This is a genomic window from Ruoffia sp. FAM 26255 (assembly GCF_045528525.1).
GTDB lineage: Bacteria > Bacillota > Bacilli > Lactobacillales > Aerococcaceae > Ruoffia > Ruoffia tabacinasalis.
In genome coordinates this window covers 15706-38659 of record NZ_JBGQQX010000017.1, presented here as the reverse complement: position 1 = coordinate 38659, position 22954 = coordinate 15706, and the positions used below count along the sequence as shown (strand labels likewise).

Annotated in this window: 19 protein-coding genes; 15 read left to right on the top strand and 4 right to left on the bottom strand. The window is 33.4% G+C overall.

The window, feature by feature from the left end:
- Positions 1–312: 312 nt before the first annotated feature.
- The 8 genes from ACEN31_RS05035 (at position 313) to nth (ending at position 9287) form a co-directional block, all read left to right on the top strand.
- Positions 313–1647 carry a tetratricopeptide repeat protein gene (locus ACEN31_RS05035; RefSeq protein WP_407108803.1) on the top strand — a complete coding sequence of 445 codons (1335 nt, stop codon included), beginning with the start codon at positions 313–315 and terminating at the stop codon, positions 1645–1647.
- A gap of 4 nt (positions 1648–1651) precedes the next feature.
- Positions 1652–2185, top strand: a complete 534-nt coding sequence (locus ACEN31_RS05030) for a YpiB family protein (protein WP_407108802.1) — start codon at positions 1652–1654, stop codon at positions 2183–2185.
- A 1-nt stretch (position 2186) separates the two neighbouring features.
- A complete protein-coding gene (locus ACEN31_RS05025; protein ID WP_407108806.1) occupies positions 2187–3416 on the top strand; it encodes a CCA tRNA nucleotidyltransferase in 1230 nt (409 codons plus the stop codon).
- A gap of 10 nt (positions 3417–3426) precedes the next feature.
- Positions 3427–5961 carry an exonuclease domain-containing protein gene (locus tag ACEN31_RS05020; RefSeq protein WP_407108801.1) on the top strand — a complete coding sequence of 845 codons (2535 nt, stop codon included), beginning with the start codon at positions 3427–3429 and terminating at the stop codon, positions 5959–5961.
- A gap of 91 nt (positions 5962–6052) precedes the next feature.
- Positions 6053–6529, top strand: coding sequence for a PepSY domain-containing protein (locus tag ACEN31_RS05015; protein ID WP_407108800.1), 477 nt, complete (start codon positions 6053–6055; stop codon positions 6527–6529).
- 33 nt (positions 6530–6562) lie between these two features.
- Positions 6563–7846 (top strand): asparagine--tRNA ligase, encoded by a 1284-nt coding sequence (gene asnS, locus ACEN31_RS05010; RefSeq protein WP_407108805.1) that lies wholly within the window; start codon positions 6563–6565, stop codon positions 7844–7846.
- A gap of 88 nt (positions 7847–7934) precedes the next feature.
- Positions 7935–8660 (top strand): DnaD domain-containing protein, encoded by a 726-nt coding sequence (locus tag ACEN31_RS05005; protein WP_407090137.1) that lies wholly within the window; start codon positions 7935–7937, stop codon positions 8658–8660.
- A 12-nt stretch (positions 8661–8672) separates the two neighbouring features.
- On the top strand, positions 8673–9287 hold the full coding sequence (gene nth / locus ACEN31_RS05000) for an endonuclease III (RefSeq protein WP_407090138.1): 615 nt from the start codon (positions 8673–8675) through the stop codon (positions 9285–9287).
- A 39-nt stretch (positions 9288–9326) separates the two neighbouring features.
- Here nth and ACEN31_RS04995 read toward each other — a convergent pair whose 3' ends face one another.
- Entirely contained in the window at positions 9327–9917 is a 591-nt protein-coding gene (locus ACEN31_RS04995) for an ECF transporter S component (RefSeq protein ID WP_407108799.1), read from the bottom strand.
- Positions 9918–10013: 96 nt separating this feature from the next.
- On the opposite strand from ACEN31_RS04995, the gene ACEN31_RS04990 reads away from it, so the two are divergent.
- Positions 10014–10688, top strand: a complete 675-nt coding sequence (locus ACEN31_RS04990; RefSeq protein ID WP_407108798.1) for a hypothetical protein — start codon at positions 10014–10016, stop codon at positions 10686–10688.
- A 48-nt stretch (positions 10689–10736) separates the two neighbouring features.
- On the opposite strand, the gene ACEN31_RS04985 is transcribed toward ACEN31_RS04990, so the two are convergent.
- Together ACEN31_RS04985 and recU are read right to left on the bottom strand one after the other, a co-directional pair.
- Positions 10737–13283, bottom strand: coding sequence for a PBP1A family penicillin-binding protein (locus tag ACEN31_RS04985; RefSeq protein WP_407108797.1), 2547 nt, complete (start codon positions 13281–13283; stop codon positions 10737–10739).
- A 27-nt stretch (positions 13284–13310) separates the two neighbouring features.
- Positions 13311–13901 (bottom strand): Holliday junction resolvase RecU, encoded by a 591-nt coding sequence (gene recU / locus ACEN31_RS04980; protein WP_407108796.1) that lies wholly within the window; start codon positions 13899–13901, stop codon positions 13311–13313.
- A 299-nt stretch (positions 13902–14200) separates the two neighbouring features.
- On the opposite strand from recU, the gene tig reads away from it, so the two are divergent.
- From tig to rpoD, 6 genes are all read left to right on the top strand, one after another.
- Positions 14201–15484 carry a trigger factor gene (tig, locus tag ACEN31_RS04975; protein WP_407108795.1) on the top strand — a complete coding sequence of 428 codons (1284 nt, stop codon included), beginning with the start codon at positions 14201–14203 and terminating at the stop codon, positions 15482–15484.
- A 129-nt stretch (positions 15485–15613) separates the two neighbouring features.
- Positions 15614–16858, top strand: coding sequence for an ATP-dependent Clp protease ATP-binding subunit ClpX (clpX, locus tag ACEN31_RS04970; RefSeq protein ID WP_407090633.1), 1245 nt, complete (start codon positions 15614–15616; stop codon positions 16856–16858).
- 17 nt (positions 16859–16875) lie between these two features.
- Positions 16876–17460 (top strand): ribosome biogenesis GTP-binding protein YihA/YsxC, encoded by a 585-nt coding sequence (gene yihA / locus ACEN31_RS04965; protein ID WP_407090634.1) that lies wholly within the window; start codon positions 16876–16878, stop codon positions 17458–17460.
- A 20-nt stretch (positions 17461–17480) separates the two neighbouring features.
- The gene (locus ACEN31_RS04960; protein ID WP_407108794.1) at positions 17481–18737 is read left to right on the top strand and encodes an MFS transporter; all 1257 of its coding nucleotides are present in this window, start codon (positions 17481–17483) and stop codon (positions 18735–18737) included.
- 25 nt (positions 18738–18762) lie between these two features.
- The gene (gene dnaG / locus ACEN31_RS04955; RefSeq protein ID WP_407108793.1) at positions 18763–20613 is read left to right on the top strand and encodes a DNA primase; all 1851 of its coding nucleotides are present in this window, start codon (positions 18763–18765) and stop codon (positions 20611–20613) included.
- Positions 20614–20626: 13 nt separating this feature from the next.
- Positions 20627–21829, top strand: a complete 1203-nt coding sequence (gene rpoD, locus ACEN31_RS04950) for an RNA polymerase sigma factor RpoD (RefSeq protein ID WP_407090637.1) — start codon at positions 20627–20629, stop codon at positions 21827–21829.
- A 68-nt stretch (positions 21830–21897) separates the two neighbouring features.
- Here the strand turns inward: rpoD and ACEN31_RS04945 are convergent, their stop codons facing one another.
- Positions 21898–22926 carry a lipoate--protein ligase gene (locus tag ACEN31_RS04945; RefSeq protein WP_407108792.1) on the bottom strand — a complete coding sequence of 343 codons (1029 nt, stop codon included), beginning with the start codon at positions 22924–22926 and terminating at the stop codon, positions 21898–21900.
- Positions 22927–22954 lie beyond the last annotated feature (28 nt).

The window sequence follows — 22954 nt, the reverse complement described above, 5'->3', positions numbered from 1 at the left end:
CCACCAATGGGGCTTAGTTCCACTAAGCGAATTGGTAGAGTCTGCTTACGCAAGGTATTGAACCGCCGTACGCACGGTGGTGTGAGAGGTCGACTAGTCAAATAATGGCTAGTCTCCTACTCGATTTTGATTATTGATAATTTTAGTGGACCGCAAGTAGACTAAATATTTCCACTTTACATAATCAGTCAATTCCTCGCAATTTCCAATTTAAATATACGACACATAATATTCAATTATTCGCCGATTAATTTTGGCAACAATACATGTCGGTGGTATAATAAATAAGAATGAGTAAAGGAGGGTTTGATAATGACAATCCTAGATGAGATTTTAGAAGAATTAGGAAATGTAGATACCATTGAAGAACAACGGTTAGTTATTATTGATTATATAGAAAGAGCAAGTGAAGATAGTAGTTATATACCTGCACTAGAAAGCCTAGCAGATATTTTATTCAAAACTGGATCTATTGACCAAGGACTCACAGTGTTAATCGAATTATTTGAATTAAAAAAATATAAAAAATATGCTAAGCAAATTGTAAACAAATTATACCAATATGAAGCCTATGATAAGGCGTACTTTTATTGGTTAGATTTAGCGAAATCTGACAAAGAAGATCCTGAACTCAAATTATTGGAAGCAAGATTACTTAAAAAGTTAAATCGTCATACAGAAGCTATTGATATGTATCGCCAGATTATTAAAAGTTATCCAACACTAGGGGAAGCCTATGAAGATTTAGGAGATATATACTTAGAACAGCAAAATATTAGCCAAGCAGAGAACTATTATAGAGCGGTTTATGATTATTTAGATGATTATGAAAATATTCGTGATGTTCGACTGAAACTAGTTGAAGTGGAGTCCTTAAAAGAAATTATTGACTTAGCAGTTGTTGAAAAACTTGAAAAAGATGAGCGAATTCCATTAGAAACTGAAGATGAATTCTTCGTATTTGCAAATGTATTTAAGACGTTATTTCAATTTGATAGAGCAATCGATTACGCAAAAAAAGCACTTCAAAAAAATCCAGATAATATAAATTATTCAATTCTTTTAATCGAGTTATATAAAACAACTGGACAGAAATCTAATTTATATAAAGAATTAACATGGTCAGCAAAAACATTGCCACCTTTAGATCCAATGATATTAAACATAGCAAAAGTAGCCAATGATGTGGATCATTTAAATGATGACATCATAGAAAAGCTCGTCGATTATACAAACTTAATTGATAATAGTGAAGATTTTTATTTGGCAATTAACATTATCGTAAATTATTACTTAAGTAAAAGTGATGCGGCACAGGCCTTACATTTTTTACGAGTATTTGAAGGGCAGCAAATTGATCATGAATATATGAGTTATCATTTTGCGATTGTTTATGAAGCTTTGGGTCTTAAGGATAAAGCAGAAGAAGATTATTTAATTGCACTTGATTACTTACTTCCTCACGAGGAATTAGCTTTCCGTCTAGCTAATTTTTATTTTACGAATAAAGAAGTAGAGAAGGCATTAGAAGTCGTCAATCAATATAATAATACGTTTTATGATATACCAAGATTGAAAGCTTTGAGTAAAGAAATACAGTCTAAAAATGACTTTTCTGACTTAGATGAATATAAAGATTGGGAGTAAGAAAATGGAGAGAAATGAAAGGAAAAGACAATTTTTAAAATGGTTAATTTCAAATTACCAACATTCTAATCCATCTGTAAATTATTTATTGCAATTTCTATCAACAAATTCTGAGCTAATGAATAATATACTCTTCACTGATGGGGCAAAGTATGCTCCGCGTGGAATTTACATTTCCTTTAACCCGAATACAAAACTGCCTTTTATCTATTATAAAGATCAGCTAAGTTATACTTTGAGCGACCAAGCCTTTCATGATATTCGCTTGAATCATCGTTTTTCAAAGCAAGATTTTTATGTTGAAGTGGATATTCCTCACCTTTATCAACAACTGTACAGATTTGATGTTTTTGAAGATAATCCGTATATCCCAGAAAATATACAATTTTTGATGGACTTAGAAGATAGTCTATATCAGATTTCATTGGAGACGAAACTGTCTTTATTAAATAAAGATTTAAATACCGCTTTAGAGAAATACGATTTTGATAAAGTGAGTTATTATTTAAAACAAATTGAAAAATTGAAAGGTGAATAATATGTTTGTATCACTGACAGATCCATTATTTCAAGAAGCAATTCCTGTATTAGGACAAATTGAGTCTCATGGATATGAGGTTTATTTTGTTGGGGGTTGTGTAAGAGATACATTATTAAATAAAAAAATTAATGACATTGATATTGCAAGCAGTGCAAGACCAGAAGAAGTTGAAGCTATGTTTCCGATTACCTTTGATGTCGGTAAGGAACATGGGACAATTGTTGTTGTTGTGGATAAAGCGCCTTATGAAATAACAACATTTAGAACGGAAGGCGACTATACTGATTATAGACGGCCAGATGAAGTAAATTTCGTTCGTAATTTAAGAGAAGACACGTTAAGACGTGATTTTACAATTAATGCGATGGCATTTGATCGCCAAGGCGAATTATATGACTACCACGGCGGTGTAAAGGATTTAAATGACCATCTAATCAGATGTGTTGGCAATGCAAAGGAGCGCTTCTTAGAAGATGCTTTAAGAATGATGAGAGCGATTCGATTTGCCTCTCAGTTAGGTTTTGAGATTGAACAAGAGTCATTTAATGCGATTCAAGCTTTAAAAGCAAATTTACAACATATTTCAATTGAACGAATCAGAATAGAATTTAGTAAATTTTTACTTGGAAATTCTTTTACTGAAAAATCCCAGTTACTCGTCAACACAGGGTTAGCTGAATACTTGCCTGGGTTTACGCAAGCGTTAGCAGAAACAGTCATGTCTGAATTAAGTAAAGATTTTAAAGACACACCAAATGCTTTACGTGATGAGCGTTTAGTTTGGGCTAGAATGCTAAAGCACATGGGAATCATTCAGCCAGAAACAATCAGAAGTTTCTTAAAAGAATGGACACACAGTAATGCATTTATTAAAGATGTGATCCAAATGATTCAATTGTTTGACTACTTTAAAGAAGAACTAGTCACAAGTTGGGAAGTTTACAATTATGACTACTTGAATGTTCAACTTGTTGAAGACTTTTTATTTGAAACTCAATTTTTAGACCATAAATTTGTCGCTGATATCTACAACGCATTACCTATTAAAAGCAAAAAAGATATAGCCGTTAATGGAAAAGATGTTATGACAATCCTTAATCTTAAAAAAGGCGGTCCAGAAATTGGGGCATGGTTAGATAAGATAGAACGATTAATTATTGAAATGGAACTAGAAAATACTTATAGTATGATTGAAACTTATATAAAAAATAGAGGCAGTATAGATTAGGAGTGTTTGTATGCCTAGGTTAAAGAATAAAATTGCAATCGTTGATATTGAAACGACAGGTCCAAATATTGACGAGGGTGACCGAATCATCCAAATAGGAGCAATTATTATATCTGAAGGCAATATTGTTAATACATATTCGATGTTAATAAATCCTAATCGCGAGATTCCAGATCACATTGCTAAGTTAACAGGCATCAAAGAAGAAGATGTGGTGAATGCACCACAATTTAATAGTGTAGCAACTTTATGGCATGAGAGACTCAAAGATTGTGTCTTTATTGCTCATAATTTAGGCTTTGACTTACGTATACTTAAAGAAAGTTTTGAAAGATTTGATCTGGATTTTAATCCTGTCGCTTTAGATTCAGTAGTTCTTGCGAAAATTATCGTTCCAACTGCAATCGGGTTTAATTTAACTGATTTAAGTCGTCATTTTAATTTAGAATACAGTGAAGCTCATGATGCCTATTCAGATGCATTAATCACTGTTGATATTGTGAGTGAGTTAGCTAAAATTGCGAAAAAGATTCCGATTGAGACTCTTAGTCGAATGGAACCTTTCTTAAGGAACCTGAGATATAATGAAATAGAATTTTTTACTAATCCAGATAAGTTTATTTTAAACGAGATAGTTAGTGTCAAAAGGACAAAAGTAAATTTAGAAGGGGAAAACTTACCTAAACAGAACCTAACCCTTTCTGAATTTATAAATGAAAAATGGCAAACCCATCCTTTTGCTGTGTTAGAAGATACGCATCGTCCCATTCCATATGATGTGATATTTAATGAAACGATTTTAAAAGAGGGGCGTCATTTATTATCTTTTCCAACGTTAGATGAATCGAATTATTGGAATGACTTGATTGTAAATCACACATCATTAGAAAAGATAGCTTTATTAAAGTCACAAGGAAATTATTTACATGAAAAAGCTTTCGAAAATTATATTCTTCAATATAATTTTAAACGTAATAATCAACAGGAATTACTCGTAATAGCGGCATCTATACATTGGCAATCATTTTCAAAATTTGGCGATTTTAGCGAAATAAATAAAGAATTGTCTATTAAAAATTTATTAAGCAAACATCAGACAAAGGACTTATTAGTCAAGAATCATTCGAATTTTCATCAAGTAATTGAGTATGCTAAAAAAGCAAATATTATTATAACTTATGACGCTAATTTGCACAGTATGATGCTAAAAAACAGAGATCAAATAGAGTATTTATTCAGTCGAAAATTAATTATAGGTAATGTTAATTCTTTTATTGATTCTGCTCGCTTTATTCAACAAAGGAATATTGAATTGAGTGATTTAAATAATCAATTACTTAATTTATTCGATGATATACAACTAGTTTACAGTGATAATCAGTATATTGTTCATTTAAGCAAAGAGATTCAATCGATGAGAGACTTAAGTAATAATTTGATTTCGATAATCAGCAATATATTAAAAGAAGAATCATTTGATAATAAAATTCAACAAGAAAAAGTTCAAACTTTCGTGAATATTGAATCCGATGACGCGAATAAGATCATGGACTTTGCCAATAGGATTAGAGATAAATTAGCTAGTTTTTATAAGCAATTAGATGTTGAGTCTGAAAAGGTGAAGAAAATTAATCAACCAGTGCTACTTTTACATCGATTCATAAACCAACTAGAACAAATGAATTTGATGAATGACGAAAACAATTATATGACAATCAGTGCAACACGAGTCAATAATAAATTTTATAATATTTCTATTCAAGTGAAGCCTATTCTTATTAAGAAAGAAAGTCTTACTTGGCTACTTGAAATGCAAAGTGCATTATTAGTTAGTTCAGGAAACTATTATAATTCTAGAATGACTGGAGATTCCAATTGGATTCAATTGGATGCAGCCTTCGATTATTTAAAACTCCCAACATTGTTTAAAGAAAATAAACACATCATAAATCATCCTGTTGAATTTATTCAAGGTGAAGATAATGCCACACGAATTTCTGATTTATCTGACTTTATAAATAGTGATCGAAAGATGTTAGGTGACAAAATAATAATTATTATGCCGAATCAGTTTTTAGTTTCGGATTTGTTCCATAAGTTAATTCTTAATGATGAAATTTCTAAAGATTATCATATCTTAGCTGAGTCCATAACAGGTAGTTTAAATCGAATTAGAAGGCGGATTCATGAAACTGAAAAAGTTATTGTTATTCTTAGAGAAAGAAGTTTCGCAGATCTTCTTTGGGGAGATAAGCAAACTGAAATTTCAGTTCTGTTATATAATTTACCTTTTCAATCTCCAGGTGAAACTAAAATTCAAGCGAAGTATCATTATCTAAAGAAAACAAAAGATCAAACCGAATTATTTGATGATATATTACTACCACAAATGATTCAAAGAATTAAAAACCTCATCAATTTTATTAGTAATAATTATGCGAATGAAAAACTTTATATTATGGATAAGCGTTTATATACAAAGTACTATACAAAAGAAATATTAGATCAATTAGAGTCAATGGTTGAAATTAATATATTGAACTAACGACATTAAGTGTTTATTCAATTTACGTCAAAAATATGTTATTATATAACGGTCATGAAATTAGAAAGTAATCTTGAAAGGAGGCCAAACGTTGAACCGTAAAGTAGTATCAGGATTAACAATTATATTGTTAATTGTACTTATTGCATTATTATTTATCTATTCCCAAAGTATGGGTTCGATGGTGCAAGCTCAAGAGGAAACTGTTGATTTAGTTTCTTTAGATCATACTGTCGAAGAAGTTAACGATTTCTATTGGGTAACTATTGATGAATCTTACTTTACACTAGATTTTACAGATGAAAATGGAAATCAAATATATGCAATTATTACGCAAGACGGAGGAGATATTCAGTATTATACTTCTCAAGATATCATATCTCATCAAGATGCCTTATCAATTACACTCAGTGAAAATGAACCAACGAAACTATTACGACCACGTCTTGGGATGATGGGCAAGCAACCCGTTTGGGAGATTTCATTTAAAGCTGAGAATAATACACTATCGTATTATTATATTAATGCGTCAAATGGCGAATGGATTCAAACTATCGCTAATATTTAAGATTATAGGGGGAATATTGTGGATACAATTACAATGCGCCAAGCAGGCGACTATATAGATAAACAAGTAATAATTCATGCGTGGGTTACAAACAAAAGAAGTAGTGGGAAAATTGCATTCCTACAATTACGCGATGGACACGAGTACTTCCAAGGTGTCGTGTTAAAAAACCAAGTAGGCGAAGAGACTTTTGAGTTAGTTAAACACTTAGGACAAGAAACTAGTGTCGAATTAACAGGTGTTATCCAAACAGATGACCGTTCAAGTTTAGGTTATGAACTGTTAGTTGACTCAATTAAAGTGATTGGTGAAAGTCATGAATACCCAATTACACCTAAAGATCATGGAACAGACTTTTTAATGGATCACCGTCATTTATGGTTACGTTCATCAAAACAACATGCTATAATGCAAATTCGTAATGAAATTATTCGAGCAACTTATGAATTCTATAATGATCGTGGTTATATTAAAGTGGATCCTCCTATCTTAACAGGAAGCTCTCCTGAAGGTACAACTGAGTTATTCCATACTAAATACTTTGATGAAGATGCATTCTTATCACAGAGTGGTCAATTATACTTAGAAGCTGCAGCAATGGCTTTTGGTAAAGTATTCTCATTTGGACCAACGTTTAGAGCAGAAAAATCAAAAACACGTCGTCATTTAATTGAATTTTGGATGATGGAACCTGAAATGGCAAACTACAATCATGAGGAAAGCTTAAAAGTACAAGAAGAGTATGTTGCTTTTATTGTACGTAATGTGATTGATCATTGTGGTTCAGCTTTATCTACTTTAGAACGTGATGTTGCTACGTTAGAAAAATATACGAAATTACCTTACCCACGTGTATCTTATACTGATGCCATTGCATTATTAACGGAGAATGACTTCGATGATATTGAATGGGGAGACGACTTTGGTTCACCTCATGAAACATTTATCGCTAGTAAATACGATCGTCCAATCTTTATTGTTAATTATCCAAAAGCAATTAAACCATTCTACATGAAGATTAATCCAGAAGATCCTCGTACAGTCTTATGTGCCGACATGATTGCTCCAGAAGGATATGGTGAAATCATTGGTGGTTCAGAACGTTTGAATGATTACGAAATCATGAAAGAAAACCTTACTAAATTTGGTTTAGATTTAGATGCTTACCAATGGTACCTAGATATATCACGTTATGGTAGCGTACCACATAGTGGGTTTGGAATGGGTCTTGAACGTGTAGTGGCTTGGTTATCTGGAATTGAGCATATAAGAGAAACAGCCCCATTCCCAAGATTATTAAACCGTTTATATCCATAGGACAAATTATTTATTGTGTAAAAGCCATTTTCAGATGGCTTTTATGCGTTTATAGGGAAAATTTTAATAGAAGGGAGTTAAAGATGATATGAGAAGCACGGCTTATGATTGGATTAAAGACGGTTTTACGTCGGTACCTAATATTCTTTTTGATCAATACCATCAGCTTGAATTAACCGGTGATCAAATGGTTTTATTATTATATATTTTTTCTCAAATCAATCGAGGAAGATTATCTGAAGATATGAACCGTATATCCATTAATCTTGGTTGGAGTAGTCATAAAGTGAGCGATACATTAAGTCAACTTATGAATAAAGATTTCCTAGAAATCGAATTGGTGCCGAATAATGAAGGCAAACAAACTGATCATTATACTTTGAGACCATTATTCGACAAGTTAGATGAGATAAACTTCCAACAAAGTGCTCAGAGCGCACAATATACGAAAAAGAACCATTCTACTCCCAAAAATGAAGGATTAAATATTGTAACATCATTTGAACAAGAATTTGGAAGACAGTTGACACAGATTGAGTTAGAAACCTTAAATGACTGGGTAAATATATCTAAATACGATGAAAAATTAGTTCAATTAGCTTTAAAACAAGCAGTTTTAAACCAAGCATTGAGTTTAAAATACATTGATCGTATTTTACTCAATTGGGAAAAGAAAAATATTCGAACGGCAGAAGAAGCTCAAAGGGACATTGAGCGATTTGAGAAGCGAAATAATCAGAATAATTCACAAATGGTGGATGATTCACAATATGAGCATATCGAAATACCACTTAATTACTGGGACAACAATTAATAGGAGAGACATATGACATTAAATTCAGAAGAAGTACTTGATATTATCCACCGTATGGATCGATTAATTCCAGATGCTAAATCTGAATTAGATTATGATGATCCCTTCCACATGCTAGTTGCTGTAATGTTAAGTGCACAATCAACAGATAAACAAGTGAATAAGATAGCACCTGCCTTATTTGAAGCTTTTCCAAATCCAGAATCAATGAGTCAAGTCACAGCTCAGGAAGTTGAACCCTACATTAAAACACTTGGACTTTACCGTAATAAAGCGAAGTATTTAGTAAGTGCTGCTAAAGATATTGTTGATAAATTTGATGGGAAGATCCCTGATAACCGTAAAGATTTGATGTCACTTTCTGGAGTAGGACGAAAAACTGCAAATGTTGTACTTTCAGTTGTTTTTGATACACCAGCGATTGCAGTAGATACTCATGTTGAAAGAGTATGCAAGAGATTAAACATCGTTCCTGAAGATGCTACACCCGTACAAGTAGAGAAGATATTAATGGAAAAATTACCTGAAAAATATTGGAGCCATGCACATCAGTTGTTAGTTCTATTCGGAAGATATTACTGTACTGCTAGAAGTAACAAATGCTATGAATATTTAGAAGACGTATAAAAAAACAGCTTCGAAGTGAAATCACTTTGAAGCTGTTTTTTAACGTCTTGAGCGATTAACCCCTATGAAGATAATGGGTGTAATAATTGTTGCTAAAATCGCTTCTGGAATACCATTGGCCGTAACAATTCCCCATAAAATCGGCCATAATTGACTGACAATTGCGCCATCTATGGCGCCAATATATTCTGTAGGTTTGAAGATTCCAATAGCGCCAAGAACTAGAATCGTATTTAAGATGCTACCAATGAAGCCTGCAACAGCACCTTTAGTAGAATCAGAAAAACGATCAAGAATATATTTAATACATAAACCTAAAAGAAGTGGCATAAGAATTCGTGGTAAAACACTAACTAAAGGCGACGTGAAGATCATTCTTTCTACCGGATTACCAATAAGCCATGCACGAACAAGTGAGTTTAAACCAAAAACTAGGCCTAGAATCATACCATCTCTAGTACCGAGCCACAATGTACTTAATATTACCGTAATGGGAATAATAGTCATTGCAATTGGCCCAATGGTAATAAAGCCAAGGAAGGGTACCCAACTTTGAATGATGATTAATGCAATAAATAGACCTAGAATAACTAGTCTTCTTGCGTTATTATTAGTATAACTACTTTTCATTATTTAACTCCTTAAAACTATTATGTGAATTATTATATCATATAGTTATAAAATTATACTAGATAAATTAAATGACTTTAGAATGGGGACGTCAAAATGTTTGAACAATGGCTTGCAATGGAACAGTTTTATTTTAATGATATGTGGATTTTTGTCACAATCAGTTGCGTATTAGGTATAATATTTTTTGCTTCAATTGCTTATATTAAAAAAAGAATCGTACAAGTTATCGCTTTAGTAACGATTATTTTCTGGTTTATAACAGGTGTGTTTGTCTACCGAGGGTACGAAGAACATCATGTAATGATTTCTTTGAATAGTTATATTAATGCTGCTAATCGCAAATATGAGAAGAAAATATTTTTTGACTTTCCTTATTCCTATTCGGAACTGTCACTTTATAAGCAAGGATATATGAAGAAATATTTTGAGGCACTCCCATTTTACGATGCAGAACAATTAACTGAAGAGGTTGAATACAAGGGGAGTGATGGTACATATTATTATATAGAAGCTAAAGGAAATATATACTATACTTCTCAACGTCTATTAAGTTTCTCTGAACAAGTCAATGAACCACATAGAGTAGGAGTTCAATATCATTTAAATGATCAACAGTTTGAAACTATTGGATTTATTAATCCATCCTCAATATTTTTAGAATCATATTTGGTTCCGGAAAGTTTAAGTGACCTTGAAGTAAGTGAAGAAGATAAAGATAAGGCTGTTTATCATTCAGACCAACAAATTGGTCGATGGTTGTCACCATAAAAGCAAAAAAAGAGTGAATGAGATTTTTATTCTCATTCACTCTTTTTGTTACAATGGATTATTTTCTGATTCAGATTCTGTACCGAAAACACTTGAATTTTCTTCAGGTAATTCATTCCCATTTGGTCCAGATTCAGTTTCTGTTCCTTCTGGTGTAGATTCTTCTGATTCATCGTCGGAAGAAGTTGTCTCATCTTCACTTTCAGATTCATCCCCGGAAGAATCTTCCTGAGTTGTTAGCGTTAGTGTAATAACCATCACGTCAGAACTACTATTACCATCAACGATTCGTAATCTTAAGACATATTCTCCATCACTTTCTGCAGGAATTTGGAATGCAGTATTCGTTCCGGTGTAAACAACTTGTCCGTTTACAGATAATTCGAACTGTCCAGATTCAGTCAATGGCCCCCATTGAGCATTAATTACTTTATTCTCTTGATCATATTCTGCGTAAAATCCAGTTGGTGGATTAATATAACGACCATAAGCGAGTGATTGTTCTGTAGGTTCCTGACCTCTAATAAATAATTCGTTCGATTTAGCTTCTGCAGGAGTATATGGTCCCGGTAATAAAATTGGATCAGTATATTTTTCAATTTCTACTTCAACTATACTTTCTGGTTTCTCCCAATCTGTTACTGGTACATCAGTCATTAAATAAGTCATCATTTCACGATAGATATGCTGAGGAATGGCAGTTTCTTCAAGTGTTAAGTAATTACCAGGTTCATTTGGATTATCATAACCTACCCAAGAACTAATTGAATACTGAGGACTCATTCCGACATACCAACCATCAGGAGCAGCATATGTTCCTTGGTCTAAACCAAGAGCTGCTAACTGATCTTCTGTATAATTCGTTGTTCCAGTTTTACCAGCATGGTAAATACCTTCAATATCAGAACTACTAGCAAATACACCAGGCACACCTTTGAGAATGTCTGTTAGCATATAAGCAGTAGTATCTTTCATTGCTTGACGCGTTTCAGTTTCGAATATTTCTTCAGTACCAGCAGAAGTAATAACACGATTCACCGTATATGGCTTATTGTATTCACCATAATTTGCGATGGCAGCATAGGCTGCTGATAATTGAATAGGTGTAATACCTCCACCTAGGGCATTCGCTTCGACTAATTCACGTTTGTTGTCATTGAGGATATTGATATCCATCTTTTGTAAAAAGGCATAGGCATTATCTAATCCAACAGCTTGAAGTACTTTTAAAGCTGGAATGTTACGTGAGCCGGCTAAAGCTTCACGAAGTGTCATATTACCTTCATATTCAAAGTCATAGTTATAAAATTCTTGACCGCTTGAATAGGTATACGGCTCATCAACAACCAATGTACCTGTAGAGAAGTTTAAGTATTCTAGGGCTGGTCCATAGGCTGATAAAGGTTTCATAGTTGAACCAATTGAGCGATTCAATGTATTTGCACGGTTTAAGCCCATCGCAACTTCTTGTTTACGACCACCGATCAGGGCCACTAATTGACCATTATCCACATCTACAATAGAAGCAGCCGTTTGCATTTGATCATCAGGGAAGACAACCGCTTCATTATTATTCACTGTATCGTAAAGTTTTTCTTGAGCTTGATAGTCCATATTCGTATAGACTTCAACGCCATCAGTATAGATATTGATGTTCATCTTATCTTGCACTTCTTGTGCGACAACATCTAAGTAAGCATCAATGACTAAATCAACTTTATTTGTTGAGCTGTTAGATAAGGGAACTAACATTGATTCAATCGCCGTATTAACAGCTTCATCATATTGTTGTTGGGAAATCATTTCTCGATCTAACATAACTGCTAATACTAAATCTCGACGTTCTTTAGCTTCAGCAGGATTTGTATAAGGATCATAATTAGAAGGTGCTTGAGGAAGACCAGCCAAAAGGGCAGCTTCAGCTAAATTAATTTCTTGAATATCTTTTCCGAAGAATTCTTTAGCAGCTGTTTTGGCACCATAGACATTATTTGAATAGAATAGTTTATTTAAATATAAAGTTAATATCTCCTCTTTATTATATTCTTGTTCAATCTGCATTGCGAGCCAAGCTTCTTGAGATTTACGTTCTAATGTTTGGTCTTGGAAATCAGTTGAGAATACAGATAGTTTTACTAATTGTTGAGTAATAGTACTACCACCTTGAACAATTCCTCCAGCTCGAAGGTTTGCAATTAGTGAACCAACAATTCTTATCGGGTCAACGCCATTATGATTATAAAAACGAGTATCTTCAATAGCGATAACCGCATCTTCTAATACTTGTGGGATTTCCGATGCTTCCATGACATCTTTATTTAGACCTCCAAGTTCTTTAACTAAGTCACCAGACTTATCATAAATCTTACTCGAAACTTGACCTTGCAAATCACTGAAGCTAATTTCAGGAGAATTCATTGCGTAATAACCGAAAACCCCCGCTCCTCCAATGACAGCAATGAAAAATAGCATAATGAGTAAAATGAAAATTCGTTTGACGATTTTTTTCGGTTTTCGATTGCGTTTATTTTTGTTTCCTTTATTATTTTTTTTATTTCTATATTTTTTGCGTTCTACACGACTTCCAGTTGCCATTTACGACATCCTTTCTACAAAGTAACTTTAATTATTTTCTAACAAGTATTCATCAAGAGCCTTTAAGTAATCAATCATCGGAAAAATACCAGTAGGGCATTCATACCCATTCTCCTTGACAAAATCATAAGTTAGACTTTGTTTGTCATTATTATTTATATATTGATGTATGTATTGATAAGGTAGTAAATAAATTTCATCTAATTCACTAAAAGATACAATTAAAAAGGCGATACCGCCTTGATCTAAACAAGAAAGCATGTGTTCTCGTTGATGTTCTGGTAAATTAGATAAAGGAAAGCTTATTTTGTTTTTAGTTTCCTTCGCTTCAAAATCAATGTACTTGCCTTGATATACGCCATTATAATCCGTCGTTGAAGCATGACGGTAATATGCTTCTGTGATCCGAGCAGCACTTCGTCTTGGATAATCCACTCGAACAACTTGAATCGGAGTGGGTTTTTTATGAATGACTGCTAAGCTATGAGTCAGGTAATACTCATTACTTTTATTCAAGCGTTCTTCTAGAGACATACCTCGACTTCCATAGTTTATTCTCTTGTTTCGTTTTAATTTGATTTGTTTTTTAGGACCATGTCCCATTGGATATTTCACCATGATGTCACTCCTTATCACTATTTTTCATTATAACTAATAATTAAACTGTTAGATAGGTAAAATAGAGATAAAACATAAAATTAATCCAATTGACAAAAATAATAAACAATTATTCAAACATAGATAGTATATTATCATAAGTTACATGTTGAAACATGAATAATATGTGATATTATATGGAAAAAAGATTTGCATAGGCTATATCTGTACGAATTATTGAGTAAAACAGTTTACAAAAGGGCAATTTTCGGTTAGAATACAAAGGTATGTAAAACAAGAAGTGTTGGAGGGTTAACTTAATGACTACAAATTTTGAAAAAACAACAGGCAATGAAGGTACATTAACTTTTGAAATTCCTCAAGAGGAAGTAAAAAAAGGATTAGACCAAGCCTTTAAAAAAGTACAAAAAACTGTATCAGTTCCAGGTTTCCGTAAAGGGAAAGTTCCACGTCAGATTTTTAACAACGTATATGGTGAAGAAGCATTATATGATGAAGCTTTAAACGCTGTATTACCAGATGCATATGAAGCTGCAGTTAAAGAAGCAGGTTTAGATGTGGTTGGACAACCAAAACTTGATATCGAAACAATCGGTAAAAAAGAACCTTGGGTAATGAAAGCAGAAGTTACATTAAAACCAGATGTTCAACTTGGTGAATATAAAGGATTATCAGTAGAAAAACAAGATACTGAAGTAACTGATGAAGATGTTCAAAACGCAATCAAATCTCGCCAAGAGAAATTAGCTGAATTAGTTGTTAAAGATTCAGAAGCGGTTGAAGGAGATACTGTAGTTATCGATTACGAAGGTTTCGTAGATACTGAAGCATTCGATGGTGGTAAAGCAGAAAATCATTCATTAGAATTAGGATCAAATTCATTTATTCCTGGTTTCGAAGAGCAATTAGTTGGAACTAAAGCTGGCGATAACTTAGATGTTAATGTTACTTTCCCAGAAGAATACCAAGCTGAAGAATTAGCTGGTAAAGAAGCTGTGTTCAAAGTAACAGTACACGAAGTTAAAGCTACTGAATTACCTGAATTAGATGATGAATTCGCTAAAGACGTTGATGACGAAGTTGAAACTTTAGCAGAATTAGAGAACAAAATTCGTGTTCAATTAGAAGAAGAAAAACAACAAGCAGCTAAAGACATCTTTGAAGACTTAGCTTTACGCCAAGCTGTTGACAATGCAGAAGTTGAAGGTGGCGTTCCATGGGCAATGGTTCATGAAGAAATTCACCGTCAAATGGATTACTTCTTAAATAACTTAAGCCGTCAAGGTATTCAACCTGAAATGTACTACCAAATTACTGGTACAACATCTCAAGACTTACATGATCAATTCGAAGAAGAAGCTGAATTACGTACTAAGACAAACTTAGTATTAGAAGCTATCGTTAAAGCTGAAAACCTTGAAGTAAGCGACGAAGAAAAAGAAGGAGAAGTAGAATCTCTTGCTGAACAATATGGTATGGAAGTTGACCAAGTTCGTGGATTTGTATCTGACGACATGTTAGATTCAGATATCAAGATGAAAAAAGCAATGAGCATCATTGTTGACTCTGCAGAAGAAAAGTAAGATAATAAGGATTAAAGATTAATATTATAGAGGGATTGCAAGAGTCACTAGTGTTTAATTTGGGGCTTCTTTGCATCCCTCTCTTTTGATGTTATTTATATTTTTAAAGAAAATTAAGGAGGATAATAAATGGCAAAAAAAACATCGGATATGACTAATTTCTATTGTTCATTTTGTGGAAAATCACAAGATGAGGTTAATAAAATTGTTGCAGGACCAGATGTATATATTTGTGATGAGTGTGTCGAATTATGTAAAAACATTATCGATGAAGAACTGAAAAGTGAAAGAACTCATGAACCTGTAAAAATGCTAATTCCTAGCGAAATTAAAGACGTTTTAGATGATTATGTTATCGGACAAGATGCAGCTAAAAAATCACTTTCTGTTGCTGTTTATAATCATTATAAAAGAGTGAACCAGAATATGATGGTTGATGATGAAGTGGAGTTACAAAAAAGTAACATCGCTTTAATTGGGCCGACAGGATCAGGTAAGACTTTCTTAGCACAAACAATGGCAAAAACATTAAATGTTCCATTTGCGATTGCTGATGCAACCACACTAACTGAAGCAGGTTATGTAGGGGAAGATGTTGAGAACGTTCTATTAAAATTAGTTCAAGCCGCAGATTATGATATTGAACGTGCAGAAAAAGGTATTATCTACATTGATGAAATTGATAAAATATCTAGAAAAAGTGAAAATGTTTCAATTACACGGGATGTCAGTGGTGAAGGTGTCCAACAAGCCTTATTAAAAATATTAGAAGGTACAGAAGCAAATATACCTCCTAAAGGTGGACGCAAACATCCAAATCAAGAATTCTTAAAATTAGATACTAAGAACATCTTATTCATCGTTGGGGGTGCCTTTGATGGGATCGAAACGATTGTAAAAGAAAGATTAGGCAGTAAAGTCATTGGTTTTGGTAAAACAACTGGAAAAATTGATGAAACGAAAAGTTTAATGCAACAAGTAACTTCTGAAGATTTACTTAAGTTCGGATTAATCCCAGAATTCATTGGACGTATCCCTATCACAGCAGCTTTAGAGAAGTTAACAGAAGAAGATTTAATTTCAATTCTAACAAAACCAAAAAATGCACTTGTTAAACAATATAAAAAACAATTATCAATGGATAATGTAGTACTTGAATTTGAAGAAGAGGCATTAAAAGCAATTGCTCAACAAGCGCTTGAACGCGGAACTGGTGCACGTGGTTTAAGATCAATCATCGAGAATGTGATGTTAGAAATTATGTACGAAGTGCCGAGTCGTGAAGATATCGCTAAGATAATTATTACGAAGGAAAATGTCGAAGGTGCGCATAAACCTGAATATTATAGTAATGACAATCGAAAAATTTCATAAAAGCGAGGCAGCATAATATGAAAGTACAAAATCCAAAACTCGAAATAACTGCAGTAAAGCTTGAACAGTATCCATCTATGGATAAACCAGAAATCGCTTTAGCAGGAAGATCCAATGTAGGTAAATCTTCATTTATTAATACATTAATTGAGAGAAAAGGCTTAGCTAGAACATCTGGGCAACCAGGGAAAACTCAAACGTTAAATTTCTATAATATGGATGATAAGTTCAGATTTGTAGATGTTCCTGGTTACGGGTATGCGAAAGTATCCAAAACTGATCGTGCTAGTTGGGCTAAAATGATAACTGAATACTTAACAAACCGAGACAACTTAGTAACTCTCTTGTTATTAATGGACTTTCGTCATGAACCGACAGAATTAGACATTCAAATGAAAGAATTTGCTGATGAATTAGACATTCCATATGCGATTGTTTTAACAAAAGTTGATAAAATTAAAAGAAGCCAACGAAATAAACATATTTCGATGTACACTAAAAAGTTAGAATTACCAACGAGTGATGCATTGTTTTTATTCTCTTCTGAAACAGCCGAAGGGAAAGAAGATATTTGGGAAGTAATTGAAAGTCAAATCAACTAACAAGAGAACAGGAGAATACAATGTTTAAACAACTTAAAGGTCAGTTTAATAAAGCAGAGTGGAGTTGGATGTTTCAAGATTGGGCAAACTCAGCCTATTCCTTAATGATAACAACAGCTATATTCCCAATTTTTTATAAGTCTGTTGCGGATGCAGGAGGTATAAGTGGGGCAGACTCAACAGCTTACCTTGGATATACCAATGCGATTGCAACAGTTCTAACAGCTGTTTTAGCCCCTTTTCTTGGGACGAGTGCTGATTATAAAGGGTATCGAAAACCTTTATTCACTATTTCAACACTCTTAGGTATTATTGCTGTATTTTCAATGATGTTTATTGGAAATGGTAACTGGTTTTTATTATTAATTGTTTATACGATTTCTTCATTTGGTTTTCACGTAGCTAATATATTCTATGATAGTTCGATTATGGATGTAACAACACCGGAACGACTAGATCAAGTCAGTTCAACTGGCTTTGGTTTAGGTTATATCGGTAGCGTATTTCCCTTTTTAATATTTATGGTGTTCCAATTAACAGGGATATTTCCTGCGAATGTCACTGTTAATATTGGATTCTTACTTACAGCTGCATGGTGGTTTATCTTTACAATTCCATATTGGAAGAATGTAAATCAAGTGAATTACTTAGAAAAAACTGAAGGTATTATTCAAACGACGGTGAAATCATTAACTGCTACTGTAAAAGAATTAAAAAAATATCCACATATCTATTTGTTTTTACTTGGTTATTTCTTTTATATAGATGGTGTCGGAACAATCATTGCGATGGCCACTTCAGTAGGTACAGATTTAGGCTTATCAGCAAATGAACTTATCATCATGTTGCTAGTCGTTCAAATCGTAGCATTCCCATGTTCTATTATGTACGGGTATTTAGCTAGACGTTTTGGCACTAGAACAATGTTATTTGTTGGTATTGCTACTTATATAGTTATTTGTATTTTCGGATTAAGTTTAGATTCATTTACCGATTTTATGATTTTAGCTGTGCTAGTCGGAACGGCTCAAGGTGGAATTCAAGGTTTAAGTCGCTCTTACTTTGGTCAGATTATTCCTAGAGAGAAAAGTAATCAGTTTTATGGTTTCTATAATATTTTCGGGAAGTTCTCTTCCGTATTAGGAACGACTATTTTAGGAGTTGTAGCGCAGATAACAGGCGATTCTTTAAAAGGATTGTTTGCTCTAATTGTGCAATTTATTATCGGTGCGATTCTGTTATACATGGCAAAACCAAGCAAAAGTTACACTAATTAACTCGAAATAATAGAGGTGATTTCAATTGAGTTATATTCCAGAGGAAGTTATCAACGAGGTTAAAAGTAATGTTGATATCGTCGAACTCATTGGACAATATGTTCAATTGAATAAGCGTGGGACAAACTACATGGCCTCATGTCCTTTTCATGAGGATAACAATCCTTCTTTTTCAGTTTCACAGCCGAAGCAAATTTATAAGTGTTTTAGTTGTGGGAGAGGGGGGAATATCTTTGGTTTTCTACAAGAAATTGAAGGTATTTCTTTTACTGAATCTGTAGCAAAAGCAGCTGAGTTTGCGAATATTACGGTTGATGAAAAATATATTCAAGCTCAACCTTCAAAGCAGCAAGAATTTAGTTATTTATATGATATACACGAAAAAGCAAATGATTTTTACCACTACTACTTAATGAGCACAAATAATGGTGCAGAAGCTTTTGATTATTTAATTCAAAGACAGCTAACAAAAGAAGTGTTAGAAGTGTTTCAATTTGGCTTAGCGCCAAATAACTCACAATTATTAGTCCAATATTTACAAAAGGCAGGTTTTACATCCGAACAGCTAGTAGATTCAGGTATTTTTTATATGGCTGACTCTGGTGAATTAATTGATCGTTTTCGTAATCGAATTATGATTCCTCTTCGTAATAGTAGAGGAGATGTTGTAGCGTTTTCTGGACGTGTGTTTCAAGAGAATAGTGAAAAGTCGGCCAAGTATTTAAACTCACCTGAGACAAATATCTTTAAAAAAGGTAAGTTAATTTATAATTTAGACAACGCTAGATTACCCATTCGCAATCAGAATAAAGTGTTAATTGCAGAAGGTTACATGGACGTCATTAGTTTATATCAAGCAGGATATGAGAATGTGGTTGCTTCGATGGGGACAAGTTTGTCGGAGGATCACTTAAAACAATTAAGTAAAATGACGAACACTTTAATTTTTGCCTTTGATGGCGATGATGCTGGACAAAAAGCAACGAGTCGAGCTTTTCAGACAGCTCAAGGTATAACGAATGCAGAAATCAAAGCAATTCAGATACCTAATAAACTTGATCCTGATGAATGGATTAAGGAACACGGGAAAGATAGTTTCCAACAATTAATTAATCAAAGCATTTCACAATTTGAGTTTAATCGAGATTTTTTTAAGAAAGATTACAATTTAAATGATGAATATGAACTTGCACAATATATTGAAAAAGTTATCGAATTAATTAGCCAAATCAAATCACCTATTGAACAACAATTAAGAATTAATGATTTAGTGAATGAGTATCATCTTTCGGAGGCAATCATTACCGAACAGGTCAATCGTGCTCGTGATATTCGACCGAATAATTACAAGCAACCCACTGAGCAATATAATAGTGTGGAACCACCTCAAGCTAGTTTTTCAAATGAACAATTTATAACACAAGAATCTGCTTTGCAAATTAAATCAAAACGAGCATTTAATAGTGAAAAGCAAATTATATTCTATTTGATTTATTTCGAAGAGGCATGGGATTATATGGAAGAATTAAGTAATCCTCCAGTATTTTTTCATGATTTTACAAGTAAAGCATTTTTTGAGCTAGATCGATATTATTACGAAGGAAATCATTTGCCACTCACTGGTATCATTGATAGAATAAACGATACCCAAGTAAGTCATTTTTTAACTTCGTTAATGTGGGAACAAGAATTATTCGATTTTACTCGACAACTGTTAGATGATTGCTTCAAAGTTTTACAGCAAGAATTTATTCAACAAGAGATCGATGAATTAAGAAAGAAAGTTGTTCAATATCAAAAACAACAAGATTATTCAGAAATGAATCATACTTTAACAAGAATCATGAATTTAACGCGTCAGATTAAAGAAATTTAGGGGGCTTACTTATATGACTGAAAAAGATCAAGTTCAAGAAGAACAGCAACAACAGCAAGATGGAAAAACAATCGAGCAAAAAGATCCTCAACAAGAGCATGTAAAAGAAGAAAGAAGTAACGAGTTATCACTTACGTTAGAACAAGCAACGAAACAATTAATTGCTGAAAAGAGAACGTTAGGTCAAATTCATTATGATGAATTAACAAAATCAATTGCTAGTCCATACGAATTGGATGCAAATGCTATTGATAAATTAATTCAACAAGTTGAAGATAGTGGTATTGCGGTCGTTGGTGACGATGGTGGACCAACTAAACAACAAATGGTACGAGCAGAAGAAGGGGACAAGTCAACAACAGCGTCTTCAGCAGCTGTATCTAAAATCAAAGTAAGCGATCCAGTTCGTATGTACTTAAAAGAAATTGGACGCGTTGATTTACTTACAGCAGATGAAGAAGTTTCCATTGCAAAACGAATTGAAGATGGCGATGACTTAGCTAAACAAGAATTAGCAGAAGCAAACTTACGTTTAGTTGTATCGATTGCAAAGCGTTATGTTGGGCGTGGTATGTCTTTCTTAGATTTAATTCAAGAAGGTAATATGGGATTAATGAAAGCTGTTGATAAATTTGACTACCATAAAGGATTTAAATTCTCTACCTATGCTACGTGGTGGATTCGTCAAGCAATCACAAGAGCGATTGCTGACCAAGCAAGAACAATTCGAATTCCTGTACATATGGTAGAAACTATTAATAAATTAGTACGTGTACAAAGAACATTATTACAAGATTTAGGTAGAGAACCGACTCCAGAAGAAATTGGTGCCGAAATGGATTTACCGACTGAAAAAGTCCGTGAAATTCTCAAGATTGCTCAAGAACCTGTTTCCCTTGAGACACCGATTGGTGAAGAAGATGACTCTCATTTAGGTGATTTCATTGAAGATGAAGGGGCTATGAGTCCAGAAGCATTTACTTCAAGTTCTTTATTAAGAGAACAATTGGAAGATGTCCTAGATACATTAACCGATCGTGAAGAGAATGTATTACGTCTTCGTTTTGGTTTAGATGACGGGAATATTCGCACTTTAGAACAAGTAGGTAAAGTTTTTGGCGTGACACGTGAACGTATTCGTCAAATTGAAGCAAAAGCATTACGTAAATTACGCCACCCAAGCCGTTCTAAGCAATTAAAAGATTTCTTAGAGTAGAATACATAATTTAAGATAAAGAGGCTGTATCGTTGGATATAGCCTCTTTTTACTATGTTTTATACTGTTTATTGTTCTAAAATCAAATCAATGATATTTTCGGCTGTAATCTTACCAAAATACTCATTAAGTTCAATTGGTGTAAGAGCTTCTAATAATTCTTTACGTTCAACACGTGTTCCGATTAAAGTATTTTCGATATCTTTTATATCAGCTTTTCCAAAAAAGTCCCCATAAATACGGATTTTTTGAATTCTCCCTTTATCTACACTAAGCGTTAATGATACCGTTCCGCCTTCAAATCGGCCATCAGCATTATAATCGTAACGGGGCGATTTACCATAATTCCAATCCCAATTAGCGAATTTTTCTTCAGCAATCTTATCAATGGCAGCCCATTCTTCCTCAGATAGTCGGTAATACTTAATGTCGTCGGGATGATTAACACCACACAAATGCATTAACATAGTTTTTTCGAAATCTTCCACTGTGATATCTTGATATTCCTTGGCTAGATGTGAACGAATTGGTGTAACACGACGTCGCACTGACTTAATCCCTTTAGATTCTATTTTTTTGCGATTTGGCCGCAATGCATTTTCAACAGCATCAAAATCTATATCTAGTAGAAGAGAGTAGCCCGCATATAATCGACCTTTTTGAATAGTGACAGCTGCACCGGAAACCTTTTGACCATCAATTTCAAGGTCATTTCGACCTTTACGGCCGACATTTTTAGCGCCTAACTGTTTTAATCCATCTATTGTTGGTTGATAAATACGATCGAAATTTTCATCAAAATTTGTAGAAGGATCGTCTATTATAAAAACAAAATTCGCATGGTTTCTATCCATATAGATGGCACCACCACCTGTTTCTCGTCTAACAATATCAATATTGTTTCTTGATATATATTCTTGGTTTACTTCTTCAACGGTATTTTGGTACTTTCCAATTTGGACGGAAGCACTTGGTCGGTATGGGAAAACTAAGGATTCATCCAACTTAATGATTTCTAAAGCATAAATATGCATAGCTAATTGAGTAGCATGATCTAACACCTCAACACCGTTTCGAATATGTTCAATTACGTACATGATACGACCCCTTCATAAGTTTAATGAG

Bases quoted from the DNA above. Each gene is read 5' to 3' on its own strand.
- ACEN31_RS05035 (WP_407108803.1), top strand. From the start codon at position 313: ATGACAATCCTAGATGAGATTTTAGAAGAATTAGGAAATGTAGATACC.
- ACEN31_RS05030 (WP_407108802.1), top strand. From the start codon at position 1,652: ATGGAGAGAAATGAAAGGAAAAGACAATTTTTAAAATGGTTAATTTCA.
- ACEN31_RS05025 (WP_407108806.1), top strand. From the start codon at position 2,187: ATGTTTGTATCACTGACAGATCCATTATTTCAAGAAGCAATTCCTGTA.
- ACEN31_RS05020 (WP_407108801.1), top strand. From the start codon at position 3,427: ATGCCTAGGTTAAAGAATAAAATTGCAATCGTTGATATTGAAACGACA.
- asnS (WP_407108805.1), top strand. From the start codon at position 6,563: ATGCGCCAAGCAGGCGACTATATAGATAAACAAGTAATAATTCATGCG.
- ACEN31_RS05005 (WP_407090137.1), top strand. From the start codon at position 7,935: ATGAGAAGCACGGCTTATGATTGGATTAAAGACGGTTTTACGTCGGTA.
- nth (WP_407090138.1), top strand. From the start codon at position 8,673: ATGACATTAAATTCAGAAGAAGTACTTGATATTATCCACCGTATGGAT.
- ACEN31_RS04995 (WP_407108799.1), bottom strand. From the start codon at position 9,917: ATGAAAAGTAGTTATACTAATAATAACGCAAGAAGACTAGTTATTCTA.
- ACEN31_RS04990 (WP_407108798.1), top strand. From the start codon at position 10,014: ATGTTTGAACAATGGCTTGCAATGGAACAGTTTTATTTTAATGATATG.
- ACEN31_RS04985 (WP_407108797.1), bottom strand. From the start codon at position 13,283: ATGGCAACTGGAAGTCGTGTAGAACGCAAAAAATATAGAAATAAAAAA.
- recU (WP_407108796.1), bottom strand. From the start codon at position 13,901: ATGGTGAAATATCCAATGGGACATGGTCCTAAAAAACAAATCAAATTA.
- tig (WP_407108795.1), top strand. From the start codon at position 14,201: ATGACTACAAATTTTGAAAAAACAACAGGCAATGAAGGTACATTAACT.
- clpX (WP_407090633.1), top strand. From the start codon at position 15,614: ATGGCAAAAAAAACATCGGATATGACTAATTTCTATTGTTCATTTTGT.
- yihA (WP_407090634.1), top strand. From the start codon at position 16,876: ATGAAAGTACAAAATCCAAAACTCGAAATAACTGCAGTAAAGCTTGAA.
- ACEN31_RS04960 (WP_407108794.1), top strand. From the start codon at position 17,481: ATGTTTAAACAACTTAAAGGTCAGTTTAATAAAGCAGAGTGGAGTTGG.
- rpoD (WP_407090637.1), top strand. From the start codon at position 20,627: ATGACTGAAAAAGATCAAGTTCAAGAAGAACAGCAACAACAGCAAGAT.
- ACEN31_RS04945 (WP_407108792.1), bottom strand. From the start codon at position 22,926: ATGTACGTAATTGAACATATTCGAAACGGTGTTGAGGTGTTAGATCAT.